This window comes from Pseudomonas sp. LBUM1662 (genome assembly GCF_059695915.1).
Window position 1 is genome coordinate 4027116 of the sequence record NZ_CP166793.1, and the last position, 13880, is coordinate 4040995.

A 13880-nucleotide genomic window follows, 5' to 3' on the forward strand; every position below is an offset into this window, starting at 1 on the left:
CCATCGACTGCCACCACTGCTGCGCCGGCTGCTGCGTCCGTTGCTGGACCCGTACCGGCGCTACCGCCACGCCAAACTGATCCACGCGGTCCGCGTGTCGCTGGGGTTACTGGCGTCGATCATGCTGACCACCGGCATCAACCTGCCTCACGGTGAGTGGGCGTCGGTAACGATGCTGGTGGTGATCGGCGGCTTGCAGCACCACGGCAACATCGGCAAAAAGGCCGCCGAGCGCGCCGTCGGCACATTGATCGGCGCCACGATCGGCTTGTTGTTGGTGGCGCAACAGGCCTGGCTCGGAATGCCTTGGCTGACTTATTTTGTGATGTCGGTGGTGTGCGGTTTTTTCTCGTATCACGCCATCGGCAAGGGCGGTTACACGGCGCTGCTGGCGGGGATCACGGTGTTTATCGTCGCCGGGCATGGCGACAATCCGATCTCTGACGGACTGTGGCGCGGTGTCGATATTCTGATTGGCGTGGCCCTGGCCATGGCCTTTTCGTTCGCGCTGCCGTCGTATGCGGTTTATTCCTGGCGCTACAACCTGGCCAACTCGTTGCGCGATTGCGCGACGATTTACGGACGTATCATCGAGGGTCAGTCCGTCTCCGATGACGAACACCTGAAGATCATGAATCGCCTCAACACAGCGATGGTGCAGCTGCGTTCGCTGATGCCGTCGGTGTCCAAGGAAGTGAAGATTTCCATGACCGAACTCGATGCCATCCAGCGCAATTTGCGGATGTGCGTCAGCACCCTGGAGATCCTCGGCAACACCCGGCCGGATGCCAACGACCGCGACGCCATGGCGCATCTGCAATCGAGTTTCAAAGCCGAACACCGGCAGATTCGCGTGCAACTGATCGGCATGGCCAGGGCGTTGAAAACCGGCGCCTCGCAGCGGCTCAGTCGCCCCGTCGAAGTGCCGGTTGATTCAAGTCTTGACGCGCCGGTCTACAACGCGCTGGACGGCTATCGGTTGTTGATCCGCCAGTTCGCGTCGAACATCGGCGAGATGCGCCAGCGACTGGCCAAGACAGCACCGCGTTGGAACATCTGATTATTGTGTGACTGCCCGGCGAAGCTTCAGGCCCCAGCCCTGCTGCATGCCAGCGGCGGCCAGCAGAATCGCGGCAACACCGATCCATTGCAGCGGCTCCAGGCGATGGCCGAAGGCAAACCAGTCAACAAAAATTGCTGCAATCGGGTAGATGAACGACAGCGCGCCGGTCAGTGCAGTCGGCAGTTTTTGAATCGCGCCGTACAGCAGCACATACATTACGCCGGTGTGGACAATGCCCAGCGTCACCAGACTGGCCCAGGCACTTGGCGCTTGCGGCAACGCTGAAAAGTGCGCAAATGGCGCGAGCAGCAGCACGCCGGTGCTGACCTGGATCAGGGCAATCAAATGCGGTGGCGTGCCGGTCAGGTGTTTGATGATCAACGCCGCAATCGCATACAGAAACGCAGCGCCCAACGCCAGGCCGATGCCCATCAGGTAATCGTTGCCTCCTGCGCCCTGCTCGCCATGCGCGCTGACAATCGCCAGCATCCCGAGAAACGAAACTCCCAGCCAGAACAGCTTCTGCAGGGTGATTTTCTCGCCCAGGAACAGCGCCGCCAACCCGACCAGCATGAACGGCTGGACGTTATAAACCGCCGTTCCGATGGCAATCGACGCACGGGAATAAGAGGCGAACAACAACACCCAGTTGCCGACAATCGCCACGCCGCTGAGCACCGCCAGCAGGAAGGTGGTGCGGGTCAGGATGCCCGGGCGCAGAAAGCCGAATGCCGCGCAGATCAGCAACAGCGTGCCGGCGCCGAACACGCACCGCCAGAACACCACGTCCAGCACGGGCTGCCCGGACACCAGCACAAACCAACCGATGGTCCCGGAAATCAGCATGGCGGCGGTCATTTCGAAAGAACCGCGACGTATGGTTTTGTCCATCATCAGACTCCTGTGATTGAGCCCAAATTATGCCAATCCACCGAAGGGCTTCTCCAGCGCAAAAAGCAGGCTAAACTCGCCTTCTGCCTTTTTTATCAAGGCGTATTCCGTCAACTGCCTAACAGGGGATTTCCATGACCGACGACATCGACCAAGTGCTCATCAGCGCATTAATGGAAGATTCACGCCGTTCGCTCAAGGCCCTGGCACAGATCAGCGGCCTGTCCTCGCCCAGTGTTGCCGAACGCCTGCGTCGACTCGAAGAGCGTGGGGTGCTTAAAGGTTACACCGTCGAAATCGACCCCAAGTGCTTCGGCTATCAACTCCAGGCCATCGTACGGATCCGCCCGCTGCCGGGCCAGTTGCAGGAAGTCGAGCGGCAGATTCAGGCCATCCCCGAATTCACCGAGTGCGACAAAGTCACCGGTGACGACTGCTTCATCGCGCGCCTGCATGTGCGCTCGATGGAACAACTGGACACCCTGCTCGATCGCCTCAACACCCACGCCGAAACCAACACCGCCATCGTCAAGAAAACCCCGGTCAAACGCCGCTTGCCACCGATGGCATGAGTGCGGTTTTGCCAGGAAACGCGTAAATTGACAGTTTTCCGGCGAAGGATTGGCGGTATGAAAATTCAGGTGGTTTTACTCGCGGCAGTCATGCTGGCGGGTTGCGGCACGGTTCAAACAGTGGTTCGCGGCGATGAAGTGGCTTCGAAAAGTCTCAAGGAGCACAAAAGTTACTGCGGTGCCGTTCCCCGCATCTACAGCGGCGTGACCTACGATTTCTGCATACTCAATGCTCCCCTGGAAAAAGGACGGGATGCACAGGAGCATGGCAATGCTCCGGCCATTGTCCTCATCGATGTCGTTATTTCCGGCGCCCTCGATACGTTGCTCCTGCCCTATACCATCTACCGCCAGCAGGCCGATGGCAGCATTATCGTCACGGAATGAGCCCGAATTTCAGGCAATAAAAAACCCGCCGAAGCGGGTTTTTTACTTAAAGCCTGCGATTAATCATCGCGGCTCATGATGCCGAAGATCTGCAACAAGCTGATAAACAGGTTGTAGATCGATACATACAGGCTGATGGTCGCCATGATGTAGTTACGCTCGCCGCCGTGAATGATGGCGCTGGTCTGGAACAGAATGCAGACCGAGGAGAACAGCACGAAACCTGCGCTGATCGCCAGTTGCAGACCGCTGACCTGGAAGAAGAAGCTCGCCAGCGTCGCGCCCAGCAGCACGAAGAAGCCTGCCGTGATGAAACCACCGAGGAAGCTCATGTCCTTGCGGGTGATCAGCACGTAAGCCGACAGACCACCAAACACCAGCGCGGTCATCGCGAAAGCCGAACTGACGACTTCAGCGCCGCCCTGCATGCCCAGGTAGCGGTTGAGGATCGGGCCGAGGAGGAACCCCATGAAACCGGTCAGGGCAAATGCCGACACCAGGCCCCAGGCCGAGTCACGAAGTTTGTTGGTAAGGAAGAAAAGCCCGTAGAAACCGATCAGCACCACGAAAATATTCGGGTAGCCGACACGCATCTGCTGAGCCACGAACGCCATCACGCCGCTGAATGCGAGGGTGAGAGCGAGCAAGCCGTATGTGTTGCGCAGGACGCGGCTAACCTCTAGCTGCTCAGCCTGCACGCTGTTATTAACTGCGTAATCCTGTTCGCGCATGGCGACACTCCTGTTGGTTTGAAACGTTCAGTCGCAAAGATCATAACAGACGCTCTGTAACAAGCCATGCAGAGAGTTTGACAGTGTGTTTCATTCAGGTATTATGGCGCCCGCAACGCAAACGGAGGTGTGGCCGAGTGGTTTAAGGCAACGGTCTTGAAAACCGTCGACTGTAACAGGTCCATGAGTTCGAATCCCATCGCCTCCGCCATATTTGATACGACAAAGCCCTGATTATTCAGGGCTTTGTCGTTTCTGGGGTTTGAAGAAATCAGTGCCGCATGGCATGTGTTCTTTTACCGTCGACGGCTTCGCTCAGCGCCTGCTGATAGGCGCCACCATCGGTAGCCAGCTCAACCTTGTATTCAATGCGATAGCCATTCACGTTGCCGCTGGCATCAACTCGTTCGCTACCGACGGGATGCCCTGGATGTAGCCTTGCTCGACCGACCCGTTGCGAAACTCCTACTTCAAGTTGGGGAAGTTCATATTGCCTTGGGGATCTTGCAGCGGTGTGTTGTCAAGATAGATGTCCTGAGCGGTCGGATTCTCTGCGAACTCGCCCTCGCCGATAGCAATCAGAATCTTGGCCATGGCCACCGAGCGCAGACTGTCGGGTGCCACGGTTGGGGTTTTCGGCTTGTCCGATCCGCCCTTGCGCCTTAGATATCAAGCTGCTGTGCTGCGCCCATGCTTTTCTCCAGGCAATAAAAAACCGCCTCACGGACGGTTTTTAAATCTCACAGCGTCGTAGGCAAAATATCTATCTGCCCATCGCCACCAGTAAACACTCGGTACTTCTTCACTGAGTTTTGCGCTGCTACCGCATCTCGCTCGATACGCTCGGCGCCCATCCCACACATTCCTGCTCCAGAATATGCGGCACCCAAAGTCAACGGACCTGGCGGTACAAAAAATGCTGCTTTCTGCCCCGGGTCAAGCAAAGCAACCTTCTCACCGTCGATAAAGACAGCCATCGAGCAGAAACTACCTGTATGCCCCGAGTCGCGTATCACCTGCACTGTTCCGAAGCTACCCGTAGGCTTGCTTTGAAATTTCAGAAGCTGCTGGGCTGGTGCCTGCGATGCTTGGGAAGAAGGAACTGGTGATGTCGAACACCCCGCCAACAGCATCACAGCCGCAGCGCCTATCAAAATCCGCATGTCGTTCCCTCATTTTATTTGGTTGAAGCTGCTTTATTTGAAGCTCGACGGAATGGTTGGCACCTCAATGACCTTCCCGTCCACCATTCTGAAGGAAATCACGCGGCTCGCACCTGTCATCCCGTTTGCATGGCTCCAAATCCACATCTGGCCATCGGCCCGGGAAACCACTGAGTACGGTGGGCCCATGATCTGGGTAACCTGATCCTCAGTCATGCCGACCTTTACCTTCCTGGCCTCGTCATACGAAAAACTTGTTCCGGCGCATCCTGAAAGCACCAACACCAGAACGGCAGCGGCGGCGATTCTGAAAATCCGCATTATTCTTCCTCGTCCTGAAAGTGGAGCACTGTAGCACCGGGGTGCCAGTAACGAAAAAGCCCAGCGGGAGGGCTGGGCCACCTAATAAATCCTACGTCTTTGCGTTAGCCATGGAGGGCTTGGAGCGAATTGTGATTTCTATCTGCTCTGGGCTGACGCCGTATGTTTTCGCCAGGTCAGCAACTGCCTTTTCCATGCTCAGCGGCCCGTATGTGCTTGGTTCCGCAATGAAAGGGACAGGGTCACCAATCGTAAAGAACGAGTCATTTTCAAATGCTGTCAATTTGGGGCTATATCCGTCGAAACGATATGATTTGAAAGCTGACCCGTATTCAGACGCCGCGCTTTTTCCTGCTACAGATCTGATCTCAGAAAACCTGAAACTCAGCGGACCGCCGTCTTCTCTGGAAAGAACGATATCCTCAATTTTCGCCACCCAAATTGGGCAATGCTGAGAGCATAAAATAAGAAAATCGACTCCAATCCATGAACCATGTTCGTGCGCCCGCGCGCCCCTCTCAAGGCGCCTGGTGGCCGGAATAGATGCGAACTCCGACTCCGACAAGCTGAATGACACTGCGTTGACCATGGTGTTCCCTCACTTAGAAGCCAGCGAGCCTACCTCCATCCTGTTCGGGTATCTAGTGTGGATGGAATGACAGTAACGCCCCACCATCCTCCGTAGTAGCCTCCTGCCTTCATGCAGCGGAAACTCAAGTTCTTTGCGAGCCGAAGGTAGCTACCATCCACACCCTGAATTCGGAGGACGGCATGACAGACACCACTTTCAGCTTTAAATGCCTCGGCCACACCACACGCGACGACGGCTTGATTGGGCGATACCATTTAGAAGTGACCGACAGTAGCAGCGGCAAGACCGCGACGATCTCTGTTGAGCCCAGACACCTTGTGTCGGCTCGGAGCATGAAACGGATTCTTCTAGATCGGTGCATGTTCTATAGGGCAACACGGGCGTCACACGACCAGATGCTTCTCGCACTTCTCGATAAGCAGTCTGAAGTCATCCAGGCGTAACTCGGCAAGCTGGGCTCCCGACTGTACGAATCCCCAGTAACGCGGGGCGTGCTTTCAGTAGTAGCTTCCGGCATTCATTGGAGCCCCCCCAAAAAAAGGACTGAACATGAACGACCCGAAACTTGTACTCGCCAAGATCGCCGAGCTCATGAAAGCTTCTCGGGAGACGGACGAACTTTTCGCGTGCGCGGCAGCATTTGCTGCAATCTCAGTATTGGTAGATCAGCTAGATCGTTTCTTTGAAGAAAAAGCGCCTCACGCGGGTGAAAACGTAAGCCGACTTCGTTGGCATTCGGCAGCGATGCTGGGTTACGACATTACAAATAATCACAGTTCAGCTCAGCATTACTCATGGTCGCTGGCAGCATTATCTGGATTAGAAGACGCTATTCGCAGATTGAACAAATAGAAAGAATTTCCCAGTCCTTCGCCTGCAAGCCCAAGGACTGGGATTGCGCCAATTTCGGCGCGTTTATGACCTGGAGGTCAATGTGAGCGAAGACGGCGAAAAATGGGGATACGAGGCTGGGCCTAGCAATGCTATGAAGCAGGAAATCGGACAGATCGTTATCAATCATGCGCTCTGTGACGACCCGCTTCTTGAGTTATTTATGACTCTCTCCGGAACATCCCGGTCAACCGCGTACATACTTGTGCATTCGCTGAATTTAAAGGCTGGAGGAATGACGAAAGCCATTTTGGATCTCGCCAATACAAGATCCCCAGCGATCAACCCCGACCTCAATTCTCGTCTGACTTTGGCGATCGGTGATTATCGGAAGCTATCTCAATTACGCAACGAGGTAGCGCATTGGCAGTGGTACCCATCCGAACAAGGTGTAGAAACAGCCAATGCTTCCAACGTGATGAGGCGAAACAGCGACGATTCCCAAGTTATAAAAGAATTCACCCTTCACAATCTGAAGCAGTTGTCAGTGAGCCTTATCATCACCTACTCAGCCCTTAAACTGGTCTCAGGATTAATCCCTCTCACGTCGCCATCTGCCGATCTAAAGCAAGTGCTCGCTAACCTCGATAGCATATCTCAGAAGGTAAAAGACGCGATGCTCACCCTTCCAGAGCCCGCGACTGAAGAGCTGTCATGATTCGAAATACCTCTTCCAGGAGATTGGTAGAAATTGAGGGATCGTAGAGGCTGTAAACGTAATGCATTGCTGCCTCCGTCAGACGACCACGTCCGACTTTCGACAGTACCATTTCACTTCAGCCCTGGTGAGCGCTCTCTCTACACTGGCGCGGACGGCACAGGTGGAGTCGTGCTGCGCGCTGGCTGGCTGGGATTGCAAGTCGAACCATTCAAAGGCTGGCAGTCGGCTCATGTAATTTCTGTGACTGGAAATAAAGGCACCGACCTAGTGTTCGTTGTGAAACGAAACTTCAACAGTCCGCTCCAGGAAGAGGATTGGCTCTGGTTCCCTGCTTTGCCTGAAGCTGTCGGCCCCCTCTAAACGCTAATTCATCCAGCGGCAGGTTCGGCAGGCTGGATTGTCAGCGTTCTGATCTTGCCGCCAGTGCAGCTATCACGCTTCATGGCCATCTCGACGGCTTGGCAGGCAGTGGCGCCCATATCCATTGCGGTGAAGGCGTGATCGCCACCACTTCCAATGGCATAAGGCCCGTCGCCAACGATCGGGCTTTTCCAGAAGCCATCTTCGTTGTTGCGTCCGGCATACCACAGCCCCTGTGCATCGACGATGAACGCCGAAGCCTGAAGGTCGCCAGATACAGCCCCGCCAAAATAAGCGTCGATCAGCTTGGCGTAATCGGACGTCTTGCCAGACAGGACCAACTTGACGCCCTTCACCTCATGGCACTTTTCGTAGTCGTCATTCGTGATGGTGGTGTTGGCGGTGATCCGAGAGTCATAGGCGATCACGCCGTCTTTGTATGCAATGGTCGTCATTCAGCTCACCATGATGTTCGTCTGCACCTGGGCATGCCCGTGCAAGAGAGACACGACCAACCCCTGAGGTAGGCCGGCAGCCTTGGCATCGCCAACCGCTTTGGCGATGGCGCTATCAAGATCGGCTACGGCTTTGCTGATGTCCGGGCTCATCGGAAGAACATGGCGCAGGCGGGTGACGTTGCTCATCTGCTGAACCTCAAGCTACGATTTGGCATATTCGAACCTTCTGGGCAAAAAATGATGCAATCGCTACCAATCTCTCCTTCAATCGTTGGTGAGTCGCTTGTGCTTCGCCCACTAGAGGCTGATGACTTCGCATCGCTGTACAGCGTCGCATCCGATCCCCTGATTTGGGTTCAGCATCCAAGCCCAATGCGCTATCAAGAACCAGTGTTTCGCGAATGGTTTAAAGAGGCGCTTGCTTCAAAGTGCGCGCTTATCGTTGTCGATCGCAGCAACAACCAGGTGATTGGTTCCTCTCGCTATTACGAGTTCGATGAAAAAAAACGAGAAGTTGCTATCGGATACACCTTTCTAGCTCGCGATAAATGGGGAGGCGAAACCAATAAAGAGTTGAAACACTTGATGCTGGCTCATGCATTTCAATTGGTGGACACTGTTTGGTTTCACATAGACAGTCAAAACATTCGATCTCAGCGAGCCATGGAAAAAATCGGCGGGTACCTCTCTCATCGCGCCACCAGACAGCTCACCGATCGTACTCAGGAGTACCTGCTCTACAAGATGGAGAGGCCGAATCGCTCCGATTAACCCACAAATCAGCTCACCATCCTGGCCGTCTAGCATTCGCGAAACGTGCCGAGAGTTACTGCTTGCTTAGGGCGTCTACATACACCTCACACGCAAAGCCAGCTATTCGGCTTCGATCAAGCGCTTCTGCCAGGCTTCCCGCTGTTTCGTCAGCGCCTCTACGCAAGTCCGCGAGCAGAACGGTAAGGTCGGCTCTTGCCTTGCTTCCGCTGGCAACCTTGGCAGCACAGGACTTTCGGGCGGCGAGCAGATCGGTGATTTGCTGCTGCAAGCTGCGAGCGCGGCCGTCAGCAACAACGGCAGCCGTAACATGTTCAGCCTTTGCTTTCGCATCGTCGGAGACTCGGTTGATGTCATCAGTTATTTGGCGCTGCAGGCGTAGAGTGTTGCCGAGAGAAGTCACCCTAGCGTTGGCTGTGTCGCGCTCGGCCGCTACGATTGCGCGATCAGCCTTCACGGTATCCAGCCGCCAGGAGAGGTAGCCGATGGATACCAGCGCAAAGAGGACGACCCACAACCACGTCGGAACCAGCCGAAGAAGCGTCATGGGCTTTTTCTCTCGGATGCTTTTCCGATTTTGTCGCAGGCCATGCAGTGCTCGCAGTTCAGCGTGCGGCAGAGCCAGGCTTTCACCGGCTGCCAGTACGTGACCATAAAGATGTGACGGGCGCCAGCCAGGGCCAAGGACACATGCAGCGTCAGACCGGCAGAGGTCGGGCCAAAGAATATGTTCTTGCTACGAGCCATTACGACAAAGCCGCTGATGGCGATCGTCGAATAAATCAGCTTGCCGAGGATGCCGTCCCGCACCTTCCCGCTCAGTACGCACCAGGTCGCCCATAGCGAAATCAGGCCACAGGCTATCGAGTTGATAAGTTCAAGGTTCATGGTGGATTACCTCCGCCGAACCGCTGGCGAATCAGTGCCCAGAGGTCTGCGGCTTTGATGGCGCGATTGATGGCTGCCAGGAGCGAGCCACCGAAAGTGCCTAGCAGGAAGCCAATCCCGGCCACGATCTTCGGCTCGGTGACATTCAGGTACGCGCTCACCATGCTCGTCAGATAGAGCGAGCAGGCAACACCAGTAGTAAGAAACACCAGCCAGGCATGCCAGTCCGATAGATCGTCCTTGTGCCACCAACTGGCAACAATGGCGCCGACCAATCCTGCGATCAGTAATTCGAACCTGTCGATCTTGTCGAACAGGCGCTGCAAATACTCCATGCGCTCGACTCCGTTGGCATGACGTGAATTGAATCAGCCCCAGCAGCACTCCCAGCTCAGTGCTATGGGTGTGGTGGAGCCAAAATTGTAAAAGGCCAAGCATATGCTGAGGTTGGGTTAAATCCGCACATGACCTCCAGATGGCTTTTAGCTATCATTGCCAGGCGTATAACCGCATCTAAGGAAGAAGTAATGTGTAAAGATGAAACTGAACGCAAAAACCACCTAGACGATATCAAGACGCTTTTTGATGGAATCAAACATCTCGCTCTCGTTGTATCACTCGCGCTAGGTATACCCTACCTACAAGACCTTATGACTGAACTAGGGCTTTTGTATCGCGGGCGTGCATATTTCAACATGGTCATGGTTTGCTTGATTTTGTTGCTCACGTACTACGCGTTTAAGTGGTTAGCACTTAGCTTCAAGTCCAAACCTTGGTCTGCACCTTTCCATTGGTTCAGTTTCTTCGTACTGGCCGGAATCACGATCGCAACCGCGGGATCAGTAATTTATCAACAGTACGAGAACGTCGCCTTCAAGTTTTGGTAATAGTACAAAAATGAGTTGTCGATGAGGTGCAGTAAATTACTGGGATATAGTTACGAAACTAGTTAAATACCAAGCAATTAGCACACTTGCCAAATAAGCAACTCATAGCAAGCAATAAAAAACCCGGCTCAATGGCCGGGTTCTCACATACAGATGACTTACCAAGCACCAGTCCCGCAAGGGTTCTCTTTCAACGCATAAGGTTTGGTCAATTTGCTGAGCCCTTTGGTTGGGATCGAACTGGTCAAGCCTTCAGCCTTCAACTCAATTGTTTTTGCCTTACGCATTGCAGCCCAAAACCCAGGAAAGTTCCCGGAACAGGCGTTGCACTCAACATAAAATGGATTGCTGTACTCGACACCGTCAACGATAACGTCGAAACCGCCTTTATCGTTGTGCGAGTAGAACTCCTTACCCGAAATAGTTGCCGAGCCGCTTACCGGGCTCATCTCGTCATTTTCGTCACAGGCGAAGTTTAGATAACTCTTTGCCTCATCGCCAGCAAAAAACTCTGTCTTCCCTTGGCCCCAGCCAGTTTGCCATTCGTTGGTTGCGGCTGTTGCTGAAGCGCAAGTCAAAGAAAGCAAAATCGCAATTGCAGCTCTGTTCATACCCATATCCCTATCATGCTAAGCCGGCCAAATGATGCCAAAGCGATATTACACGGATATCTTGGGAAGATTGAATTCCGCAAACGAAAAAGCCCGGCTCAGTGTCCGGGCTCAGGCAACCTCAAGGCCCGCAACGACCGTTCGTGTCGTTCGCTGCTGGCCACCAACCACGTCGCCGTGGTGAACATCGATCCCTGCGGTCACCAGGGCACGATCAATTACAAGTCGCTGAAGAACATCGCTCCCGGGAAGATTGGCCAAGCCGTGTGCGGCATTTCTCACCGGTGGACGATCTACCTCAGCGCACTTTGTATTGATGCTCGCGGCGATCGCTACAGCAAGTCGATTGAGGTGGCGCCCGACGGCGTCAACCTCTCCGACCATCTGGAAGAGGTGATCGAGCATTGCTACAAGAAGCTGCGCGACTCAGCCAATCAAAGCCAGATGGTAGCTTCCGGTTGGATCGCTATTCCCGACTCGTTATCGCTCGACGAGGCTCACGCGGCTCGGATATTTGAAGCGGTCGGGGCTTGGAATCAGGTCAAGGTTGCAGCGTGAGACGATTCAACAACCAGGTGCGCCAGCGCCGACGACAGACATGGCTGGGTCTACCGGCCCACGGAATTGAAGAAGCAGGCCATGGCCAAGAGTTGACGAGAACGATCGGCGAAGGCCGCCGAGAAGCGGACGCAGTACGACGAGAGGGAATTGCGGCATCGGGTCAGGCTCGGCACCCGGCAGAAGCTTGATGAACTGATGGCCTGGAACGGCATCGAGGAAATCAACGAGGCGGTGCAGAACCTGATTCTGAACGCTCATGCGCTCGGGCCTACCCTCTCATTCCAAGCGATGGAAAGTCCGCGCCACAAAGTGCAGATCAGCGAAAACGTGGCGCGGATGTTTCGGAGTGATAGTTTGGCCGAGCTTAAGCGCGACCCGGGTGACGAGATTATTGAGCCCCGTGAAGGCTTGGCCTTTCTTATCAAGTCGAAGATAAGCTAGAGCATTAAGATCCAAAATATAGCCAACAAACCCCAACGCTTCCAGCTACTGCCCCCGACAAAGAGATCCACTTCAGAAGCTGAAAAGAGAGTTCACCGCGCTTTACTCGAGCCCACTCCTTTTTTAGGATCACTTGAGTTTCGGCAATGAGCGCCTGCATCCGCTCTTCATGATCATTATTTAAGTTATTTTCGCTGTCCCGAACTTCTTTAAGCAAGCCAATCATTTTTTGGTGTTCTTTCACATTTAAACGCAAGACGATCCGAGCTGCCCTTGTTTCCATATCCGCGATTTTGTCATGCTTAGAATCCATGAAAGTGGACGCATCGATACCATTATCTCGAGACGACTCTGCCGCATCCATGATCCAAAACCAATTTCCAGCAAGAAGAGAGACATCCTCTCGGAGCCCGTCAATCCAAGCCTGGCGAAACTCTGAAGTTTTTTGATCTTTCGCAATAATTGTAACTATGAAAGAAATCGCCCCGCCAATTAAAGCCGCGGTAATAGGACCGGCAATGGGTAAAACTGAAGTAATCGAATCCATTTGACACCCGTGTTTGTTTGGCGCAGCAGCATGCCACAAATCAATAGTTGTACCCACCCTCTCACTGGCGCATCCGATCACGGAGGGCGGCGCATCAATCTGCAGCACGTGGACTGGGAAGGTATCAAGATTTTCGGCGGAGGATGTCTGCGGCTTTTTGGGCAGGGGTTCTGTCCTCACCTTTATTGTACGTGTGATTGTGGCTGCCATTTTTCTTGGGAATGCCATAGGGCACTATGCCGTCGACATAGCCAACTCGCTCGGAGCGGGTAAGCGTGGAGGTGTTCGATACGGCCATCCCGACAACGGTTTCGACTAGCTCCAAAGTCGCGCTACGCAGCTCAGGATCTTTGAGCAAATTGATGATGGTTTTCAAGCTAAGCCCCTTTTAGTTGAGCCCGGCCCCATGCCGGGCCGAACACAAATACCCCACTTCAACGAATCACGCCAGCCGGCGAGGCAATCGGCTGTCTGGAGCAATTATGAACCCCTACCTGATCACGGGCCCGGCCCAGATCGGCATCAGCGGTGGTCGCACCAGCGGGCACATGGTCTACAAAATCCTCGAGGCGCATGGCGGAGTTCTGCCGCCGGACGTTCACCTGTTCTTCCAGAACACCGGAAAGGAGCGCGATGAAACTCTGGTCTTCATCGATGAGATCGCCAAGCGCTGGAGCGTCAACATCGTCTGGATGGAGTGGTGCCGCGTGTACGGCCAGCCCGATGACGCGCCTTGGTACAAGCTGGTGGACTTCGAAACGGCCAGCCGCAACGGCGAGCCATTTCAGCGGGCCAATGACCGGCCTGCCCGCCCTCAACTTCCCCGCCTTCGCCGCAATGACCGCCAACCTGCGCGATGCCGGTCACGCCGTCACTAACCCCGCCGAACTCAACCCTGACGGCGGCTCTTGGAACGACTGCATGCGCCGCAACATCGCCGCCCTGATGGACTGCGACACCGTGGCCACGCTCCCGGGCTGGGAGCATTCAAAGGGCGCCCGGCTCGAAGTGCTGATCGCTGAACGCCTCGGCATGACGGTTGTGAATGCCCATGATCTGATATCGATGGAGATTGCAGGATGAA

23 protein-coding genes, 1 tRNA gene and 2 pseudogenes are annotated in these 13880 nt (G+C 54.7%); 12 read left to right on the plus strand and 14 right to left on the minus strand.

Annotated features, from left to right (window positions below):
• Positions 1-40 precede the first annotated feature (40 nt).
• Complete coding sequence (locus ACA049_RS17985) at positions 41-1060, plus strand: FUSC family protein (RefSeq protein ID WP_497328607.1); 1020 nt, start codon at positions 41-43, stop codon at positions 1058-1060.
• Here the strand turns inward: ACA049_RS17985 and ACA049_RS17990 are convergent, their stop codons facing one another.
• The gene (locus ACA049_RS17990) at positions 1061-1954 is read right to left on the minus strand and encodes a DMT family transporter (RefSeq protein ID WP_497328608.1); all 894 of its coding nucleotides are present in this window, start codon (positions 1952-1954) and stop codon (positions 1061-1063) included.
• A gap of 134 nt (positions 1955-2088) precedes the next feature.
• On the opposite strand from ACA049_RS17990, the gene ACA049_RS17995 reads away from it, so the two are divergent.
• Both ACA049_RS17995 and ACA049_RS18000 read left to right on the plus strand, forming a co-directional pair.
• The gene (locus ACA049_RS17995; protein WP_054046539.1) at positions 2089-2526 is read left to right on the plus strand and encodes an Lrp/AsnC family transcriptional regulator; all 438 of its coding nucleotides are present in this window, start codon (positions 2089-2091) and stop codon (positions 2524-2526) included.
• Positions 2527-2583: 57 nt separating this feature from the next.
• The gene (locus ACA049_RS18000; protein WP_497328609.1) at positions 2584-2913 is read left to right on the plus strand and encodes a YceK/YidQ family lipoprotein; all 330 of its coding nucleotides are present in this window, start codon (positions 2584-2586) and stop codon (positions 2911-2913) included.
• A 59-nt stretch (positions 2914-2972) separates the two neighbouring features.
• Here the strand turns inward: ACA049_RS18000 and ACA049_RS18005 are convergent, their stop codons facing one another.
• On the minus strand, positions 2973-3644 hold the full coding sequence (locus tag ACA049_RS18005; RefSeq protein WP_007915443.1) for a Bax inhibitor-1/YccA family protein: 672 nt from the start codon (positions 3642-3644) through the stop codon (positions 2973-2975).
• Positions 3645-3767: 123 nt separating this feature from the next.
• On the opposite strand from ACA049_RS18005, the gene ACA049_RS18010 reads away from it, so the two are divergent.
• Positions 3768-3855: transfer RNA gene (locus ACA049_RS18010), tRNA-Ser, on the plus strand.
• A 78-nt stretch (positions 3856-3933) separates the two neighbouring features.
• On the opposite strand, the pseudogene gpJ reads toward ACA049_RS18010, so the two are convergent.
• The 4 genes and pseudogenes from gpJ to ACA049_RS18030 form a co-directional block, all read right to left on the minus strand.
• A pseudogene (gene gpJ, locus ACA049_RS18015) lies at positions 3934-4336 on the minus strand (TipJ family phage tail tip protein); the annotation flags it as partial.
• 48 nt (positions 4337-4384) lie between these two features.
• The gene (locus ACA049_RS18020; RefSeq protein ID WP_497328610.1) at positions 4385-4807 is read right to left on the minus strand and encodes a hypothetical protein; all 423 of its coding nucleotides are present in this window, start codon (positions 4805-4807) and stop codon (positions 4385-4387) included.
• Between the two features lie 33 nt (positions 4808-4840).
• Entirely contained in the window at positions 4841-5128 is a 288-nt protein-coding gene (gene bamE / locus ACA049_RS18025; protein ID WP_497328611.1) for an outer membrane protein assembly factor BamE domain-containing protein, read from the minus strand.
• A 91-nt stretch (positions 5129-5219) separates the two neighbouring features.
• Positions 5220-5717 (minus strand): hypothetical protein, encoded by a 498-nt coding sequence (locus tag ACA049_RS18030; protein ID WP_497328612.1) that lies wholly within the window; start codon positions 5715-5717, stop codon positions 5220-5222.
• Between the two features lie 552 nt (positions 5718-6269).
• Between ACA049_RS18030 and ACA049_RS18035 the strand changes: the two genes are divergently transcribed.
• Positions 6270-6572 carry a hypothetical protein gene (locus ACA049_RS18035; protein WP_497328613.1) on the plus strand — a complete coding sequence of 101 codons (303 nt, stop codon included), beginning with the start codon at positions 6270-6272 and terminating at the stop codon, positions 6570-6572.
• Between the two features lie 82 nt (positions 6573-6654).
• Complete coding sequence (locus ACA049_RS18040; RefSeq protein ID WP_497328614.1) at positions 6655-7269, plus strand: hypothetical protein; 615 nt, start codon at positions 6655-6657, stop codon at positions 7267-7269.
• A 371-nt stretch (positions 7270-7640) separates the two neighbouring features.
• Here ACA049_RS18040 and ACA049_RS18045 read toward each other — a convergent pair whose 3' ends face one another.
• Together ACA049_RS18045 and ACA049_RS18050 are read right to left on the minus strand one after the other, a co-directional pair.
• Positions 7641-8087 (minus strand): Ntn hydrolase family protein, encoded by a 447-nt coding sequence (locus tag ACA049_RS18045; protein WP_497328615.1) that lies wholly within the window; start codon positions 8085-8087, stop codon positions 7641-7643.
• On the minus strand, positions 8088-8276 hold the full coding sequence (locus tag ACA049_RS18050; RefSeq protein ID WP_497328616.1) for a hypothetical protein: 189 nt from the start codon (positions 8274-8276) through the stop codon (positions 8088-8090).
• Here ACA049_RS18050 and ACA049_RS18055 point away from each other — a divergent pair.
• Complete coding sequence (locus tag ACA049_RS18055) at positions 8250-8861, plus strand: GNAT family N-acetyltransferase (RefSeq protein ID WP_497328617.1); 612 nt, start codon at positions 8250-8252, stop codon at positions 8859-8861. The genes ACA049_RS18050 and ACA049_RS18055 overlap by 27 nt on opposite strands.
• 55 nt (positions 8862-8916) lie before the next feature.
• Here ACA049_RS18055 and ACA049_RS18060 read toward each other — a convergent pair whose 3' ends face one another.
• Genes ACA049_RS18060 through ACA049_RS18070 form a run of 3 tightly spaced genes read right to left on the minus strand, consistent with a single transcriptional unit; the run spans position 8917 to position 10084 of the window.
• Positions 8917-9408 (minus strand): DUF2514 family protein, encoded by a 492-nt coding sequence (locus ACA049_RS18060; RefSeq protein ID WP_497328618.1) that lies wholly within the window; start codon positions 9406-9408, stop codon positions 8917-8919.
• Positions 9405-9749 (minus strand): hypothetical protein, encoded by a 345-nt coding sequence (locus tag ACA049_RS18065; RefSeq protein WP_497328619.1) that lies wholly within the window; start codon positions 9747-9749, stop codon positions 9405-9407. The genes ACA049_RS18060 and ACA049_RS18065 overlap by 4 nt, the downstream gene beginning before the upstream one ends.
• Positions 9746-10084 (minus strand): MFS transporter, encoded by a 339-nt coding sequence (locus ACA049_RS18070; protein WP_497328620.1) that lies wholly within the window; start codon positions 10082-10084, stop codon positions 9746-9748. The genes ACA049_RS18065 and ACA049_RS18070 overlap by 4 nt, the downstream gene beginning before the upstream one ends.
• Before the next feature lie 192 nt (positions 10085-10276).
• On the opposite strand from ACA049_RS18070, the gene ACA049_RS18075 reads away from it, so the two are divergent.
• The gene (locus ACA049_RS18075) at positions 10277-10636 is read left to right on the plus strand and encodes a hypothetical protein (RefSeq protein WP_497328621.1); all 360 of its coding nucleotides are present in this window, start codon (positions 10277-10279) and stop codon (positions 10634-10636) included.
• Positions 10637-10794: 158 nt separating this feature from the next.
• Here the strand turns inward: ACA049_RS18075 and ACA049_RS18080 are convergent, their stop codons facing one another.
• On the minus strand, positions 10795-11247 hold the full coding sequence (locus ACA049_RS18080; protein WP_497328622.1) for a YfjT/YkfB family phage-associated protein: 453 nt from the start codon (positions 11245-11247) through the stop codon (positions 10795-10797).
• Positions 11248-11262: 15 nt separating this feature from the next.
• On the opposite strand from ACA049_RS18080, the gene ACA049_RS18085 reads away from it, so the two are divergent.
• Both ACA049_RS18085 and ACA049_RS18090 read left to right on the plus strand, forming a co-directional pair.
• A complete protein-coding gene (locus ACA049_RS18085) occupies positions 11263-11805 on the plus strand; it encodes a hypothetical protein (RefSeq protein WP_497328623.1) in 543 nt (180 codons plus the stop codon).
• Between the two features lie 81 nt (positions 11806-11886).
• A pseudogene (locus ACA049_RS18090) lies at positions 11887-12249 on the plus strand (hypothetical protein).
• A gap of 4 nt (positions 12250-12253) precedes the next feature.
• Here the strand turns inward: ACA049_RS18090 and ACA049_RS18095 are convergent.
• Entirely contained in the window at positions 12254-12796 is a 543-nt protein-coding gene (locus ACA049_RS18095) for a hypothetical protein (RefSeq protein WP_497328624.1), read from the minus strand.
• A 124-nt stretch (positions 12797-12920) separates the two neighbouring features.
• Entirely contained in the window at positions 12921-13172 is a 252-nt protein-coding gene (locus tag ACA049_RS18100) for a hypothetical protein (RefSeq protein WP_497328625.1), read from the minus strand.
• Between the two features lie 106 nt (positions 13173-13278).
• On the opposite strand from ACA049_RS18100, the gene ACA049_RS18105 reads away from it, so the two are divergent.
• Both ACA049_RS18105 and ACA049_RS18110 read left to right on the plus strand, forming a co-directional pair.
• Positions 13279-13674 (plus strand): hypothetical protein, encoded by a 396-nt coding sequence (locus ACA049_RS18105; RefSeq protein ID WP_497328626.1) that lies wholly within the window; start codon positions 13279-13281, stop codon positions 13672-13674.
• Positions 13634-13879, plus strand: coding sequence for a DUF4406 domain-containing protein (locus ACA049_RS18110; protein WP_497328627.1), 246 nt, complete (start codon positions 13634-13636; stop codon positions 13877-13879). Before ACA049_RS18105 ends, ACA049_RS18110 begins: the two co-directional genes overlap by 41 nt.
• Position 13880: the final 1 nt, after the last annotated feature.

Excerpts from the sequence above, each read along its gene's own strand:
- ACA049_RS18030 (WP_497328612.1), bottom strand. The coding sequence starts at position 5,717 with ATGGTCAACGCAGTGTCATTCAGCTTGTCGGAGTCGGAGTTCGCATCT.
- ACA049_RS18085 (WP_497328623.1), top strand. The coding sequence starts at position 11,263 with ATGCTAAGCCGGCCAAATGATGCCAAAGCGATATTACACGGATATCTT.
- bamE (WP_497328611.1), bottom strand. The coding sequence starts at position 5,128 with ATGCGGATTTTCAGAATCGCCGCCGCTGCCGTTCTGGTGTTGGTGCTT.
- ACA049_RS18060 (WP_497328618.1), bottom strand. The coding sequence starts at position 9,408 with ATGACGCTTCTTCGGCTGGTTCCGACGTGGTTGTGGGTCGTCCTCTTT.
- ACA049_RS18045 (WP_497328615.1), bottom strand. The coding sequence starts at position 8,087 with ATGACGACCATTGCATACAAAGACGGCGTGATCGCCTATGACTCTCGG.
- ACA049_RS18000 (WP_497328609.1), top strand. The coding sequence starts at position 2,584 with ATGAAAATTCAGGTGGTTTTACTCGCGGCAGTCATGCTGGCGGGTTGC.
- ACA049_RS18050 (WP_497328616.1), bottom strand. The coding sequence starts at position 8,276 with ATGAGCAACGTCACCCGCCTGCGCCATGTTCTTCCGATGAGCCCGGAC.
- ACA049_RS18095 (WP_497328624.1), bottom strand. The coding sequence starts at position 12,796 with ATGGATTCGATTACTTCAGTTTTACCCATTGCCGGTCCTATTACCGCG.
- ACA049_RS17995 (WP_054046539.1), top strand. The coding sequence starts at position 2,089 with ATGACCGACGACATCGACCAAGTGCTCATCAGCGCATTAATGGAAGAT.
- ACA049_RS18055 (WP_497328617.1), top strand. The coding sequence starts at position 8,250 with ATGGCGCAGGCGGGTGACGTTGCTCATCTGCTGAACCTCAAGCTACGA.
- ACA049_RS18070 (WP_497328620.1), bottom strand. The coding sequence starts at position 10,084 with ATGGAGTATTTGCAGCGCCTGTTCGACAAGATCGACAGGTTCGAATTA.
- ACA049_RS18035 (WP_497328613.1), top strand. The coding sequence starts at position 6,270 with ATGAACGACCCGAAACTTGTACTCGCCAAGATCGCCGAGCTCATGAAA.
- ACA049_RS18005 (WP_007915443.1), bottom strand. The coding sequence starts at position 3,644 with ATGCGCGAACAGGATTACGCAGTTAATAACAGCGTGCAGGCTGAGCAG.
- ACA049_RS18065 (WP_497328619.1), bottom strand. The coding sequence starts at position 9,749 with ATGAACCTTGAACTTATCAACTCGATAGCCTGTGGCCTGATTTCGCTA.
- ACA049_RS18080 (WP_497328622.1), bottom strand. The coding sequence starts at position 11,247 with ATGAACAGAGCTGCAATTGCGATTTTGCTTTCTTTGACTTGCGCTTCA.
- ACA049_RS18075 (WP_497328621.1), top strand. The coding sequence starts at position 10,277 with ATGTGTAAAGATGAAACTGAACGCAAAAACCACCTAGACGATATCAAG.
- ACA049_RS18105 (WP_497328626.1), top strand. The coding sequence starts at position 13,279 with ATGAACCCCTACCTGATCACGGGCCCGGCCCAGATCGGCATCAGCGGT.
- ACA049_RS17990 (WP_497328608.1), bottom strand. The coding sequence starts at position 1,954 with ATGGACAAAACCATACGTCGCGGTTCTTTCGAAATGACCGCCGCCATG.
- ACA049_RS18020 (WP_497328610.1), bottom strand. The coding sequence starts at position 4,807 with ATGCGGATTTTGATAGGCGCTGCGGCTGTGATGCTGTTGGCGGGGTGT.
- ACA049_RS18110 (WP_497328627.1), top strand. The coding sequence starts at position 13,634 with ATGACCGCCAACCTGCGCGATGCCGGTCACGCCGTCACTAACCCCGCC.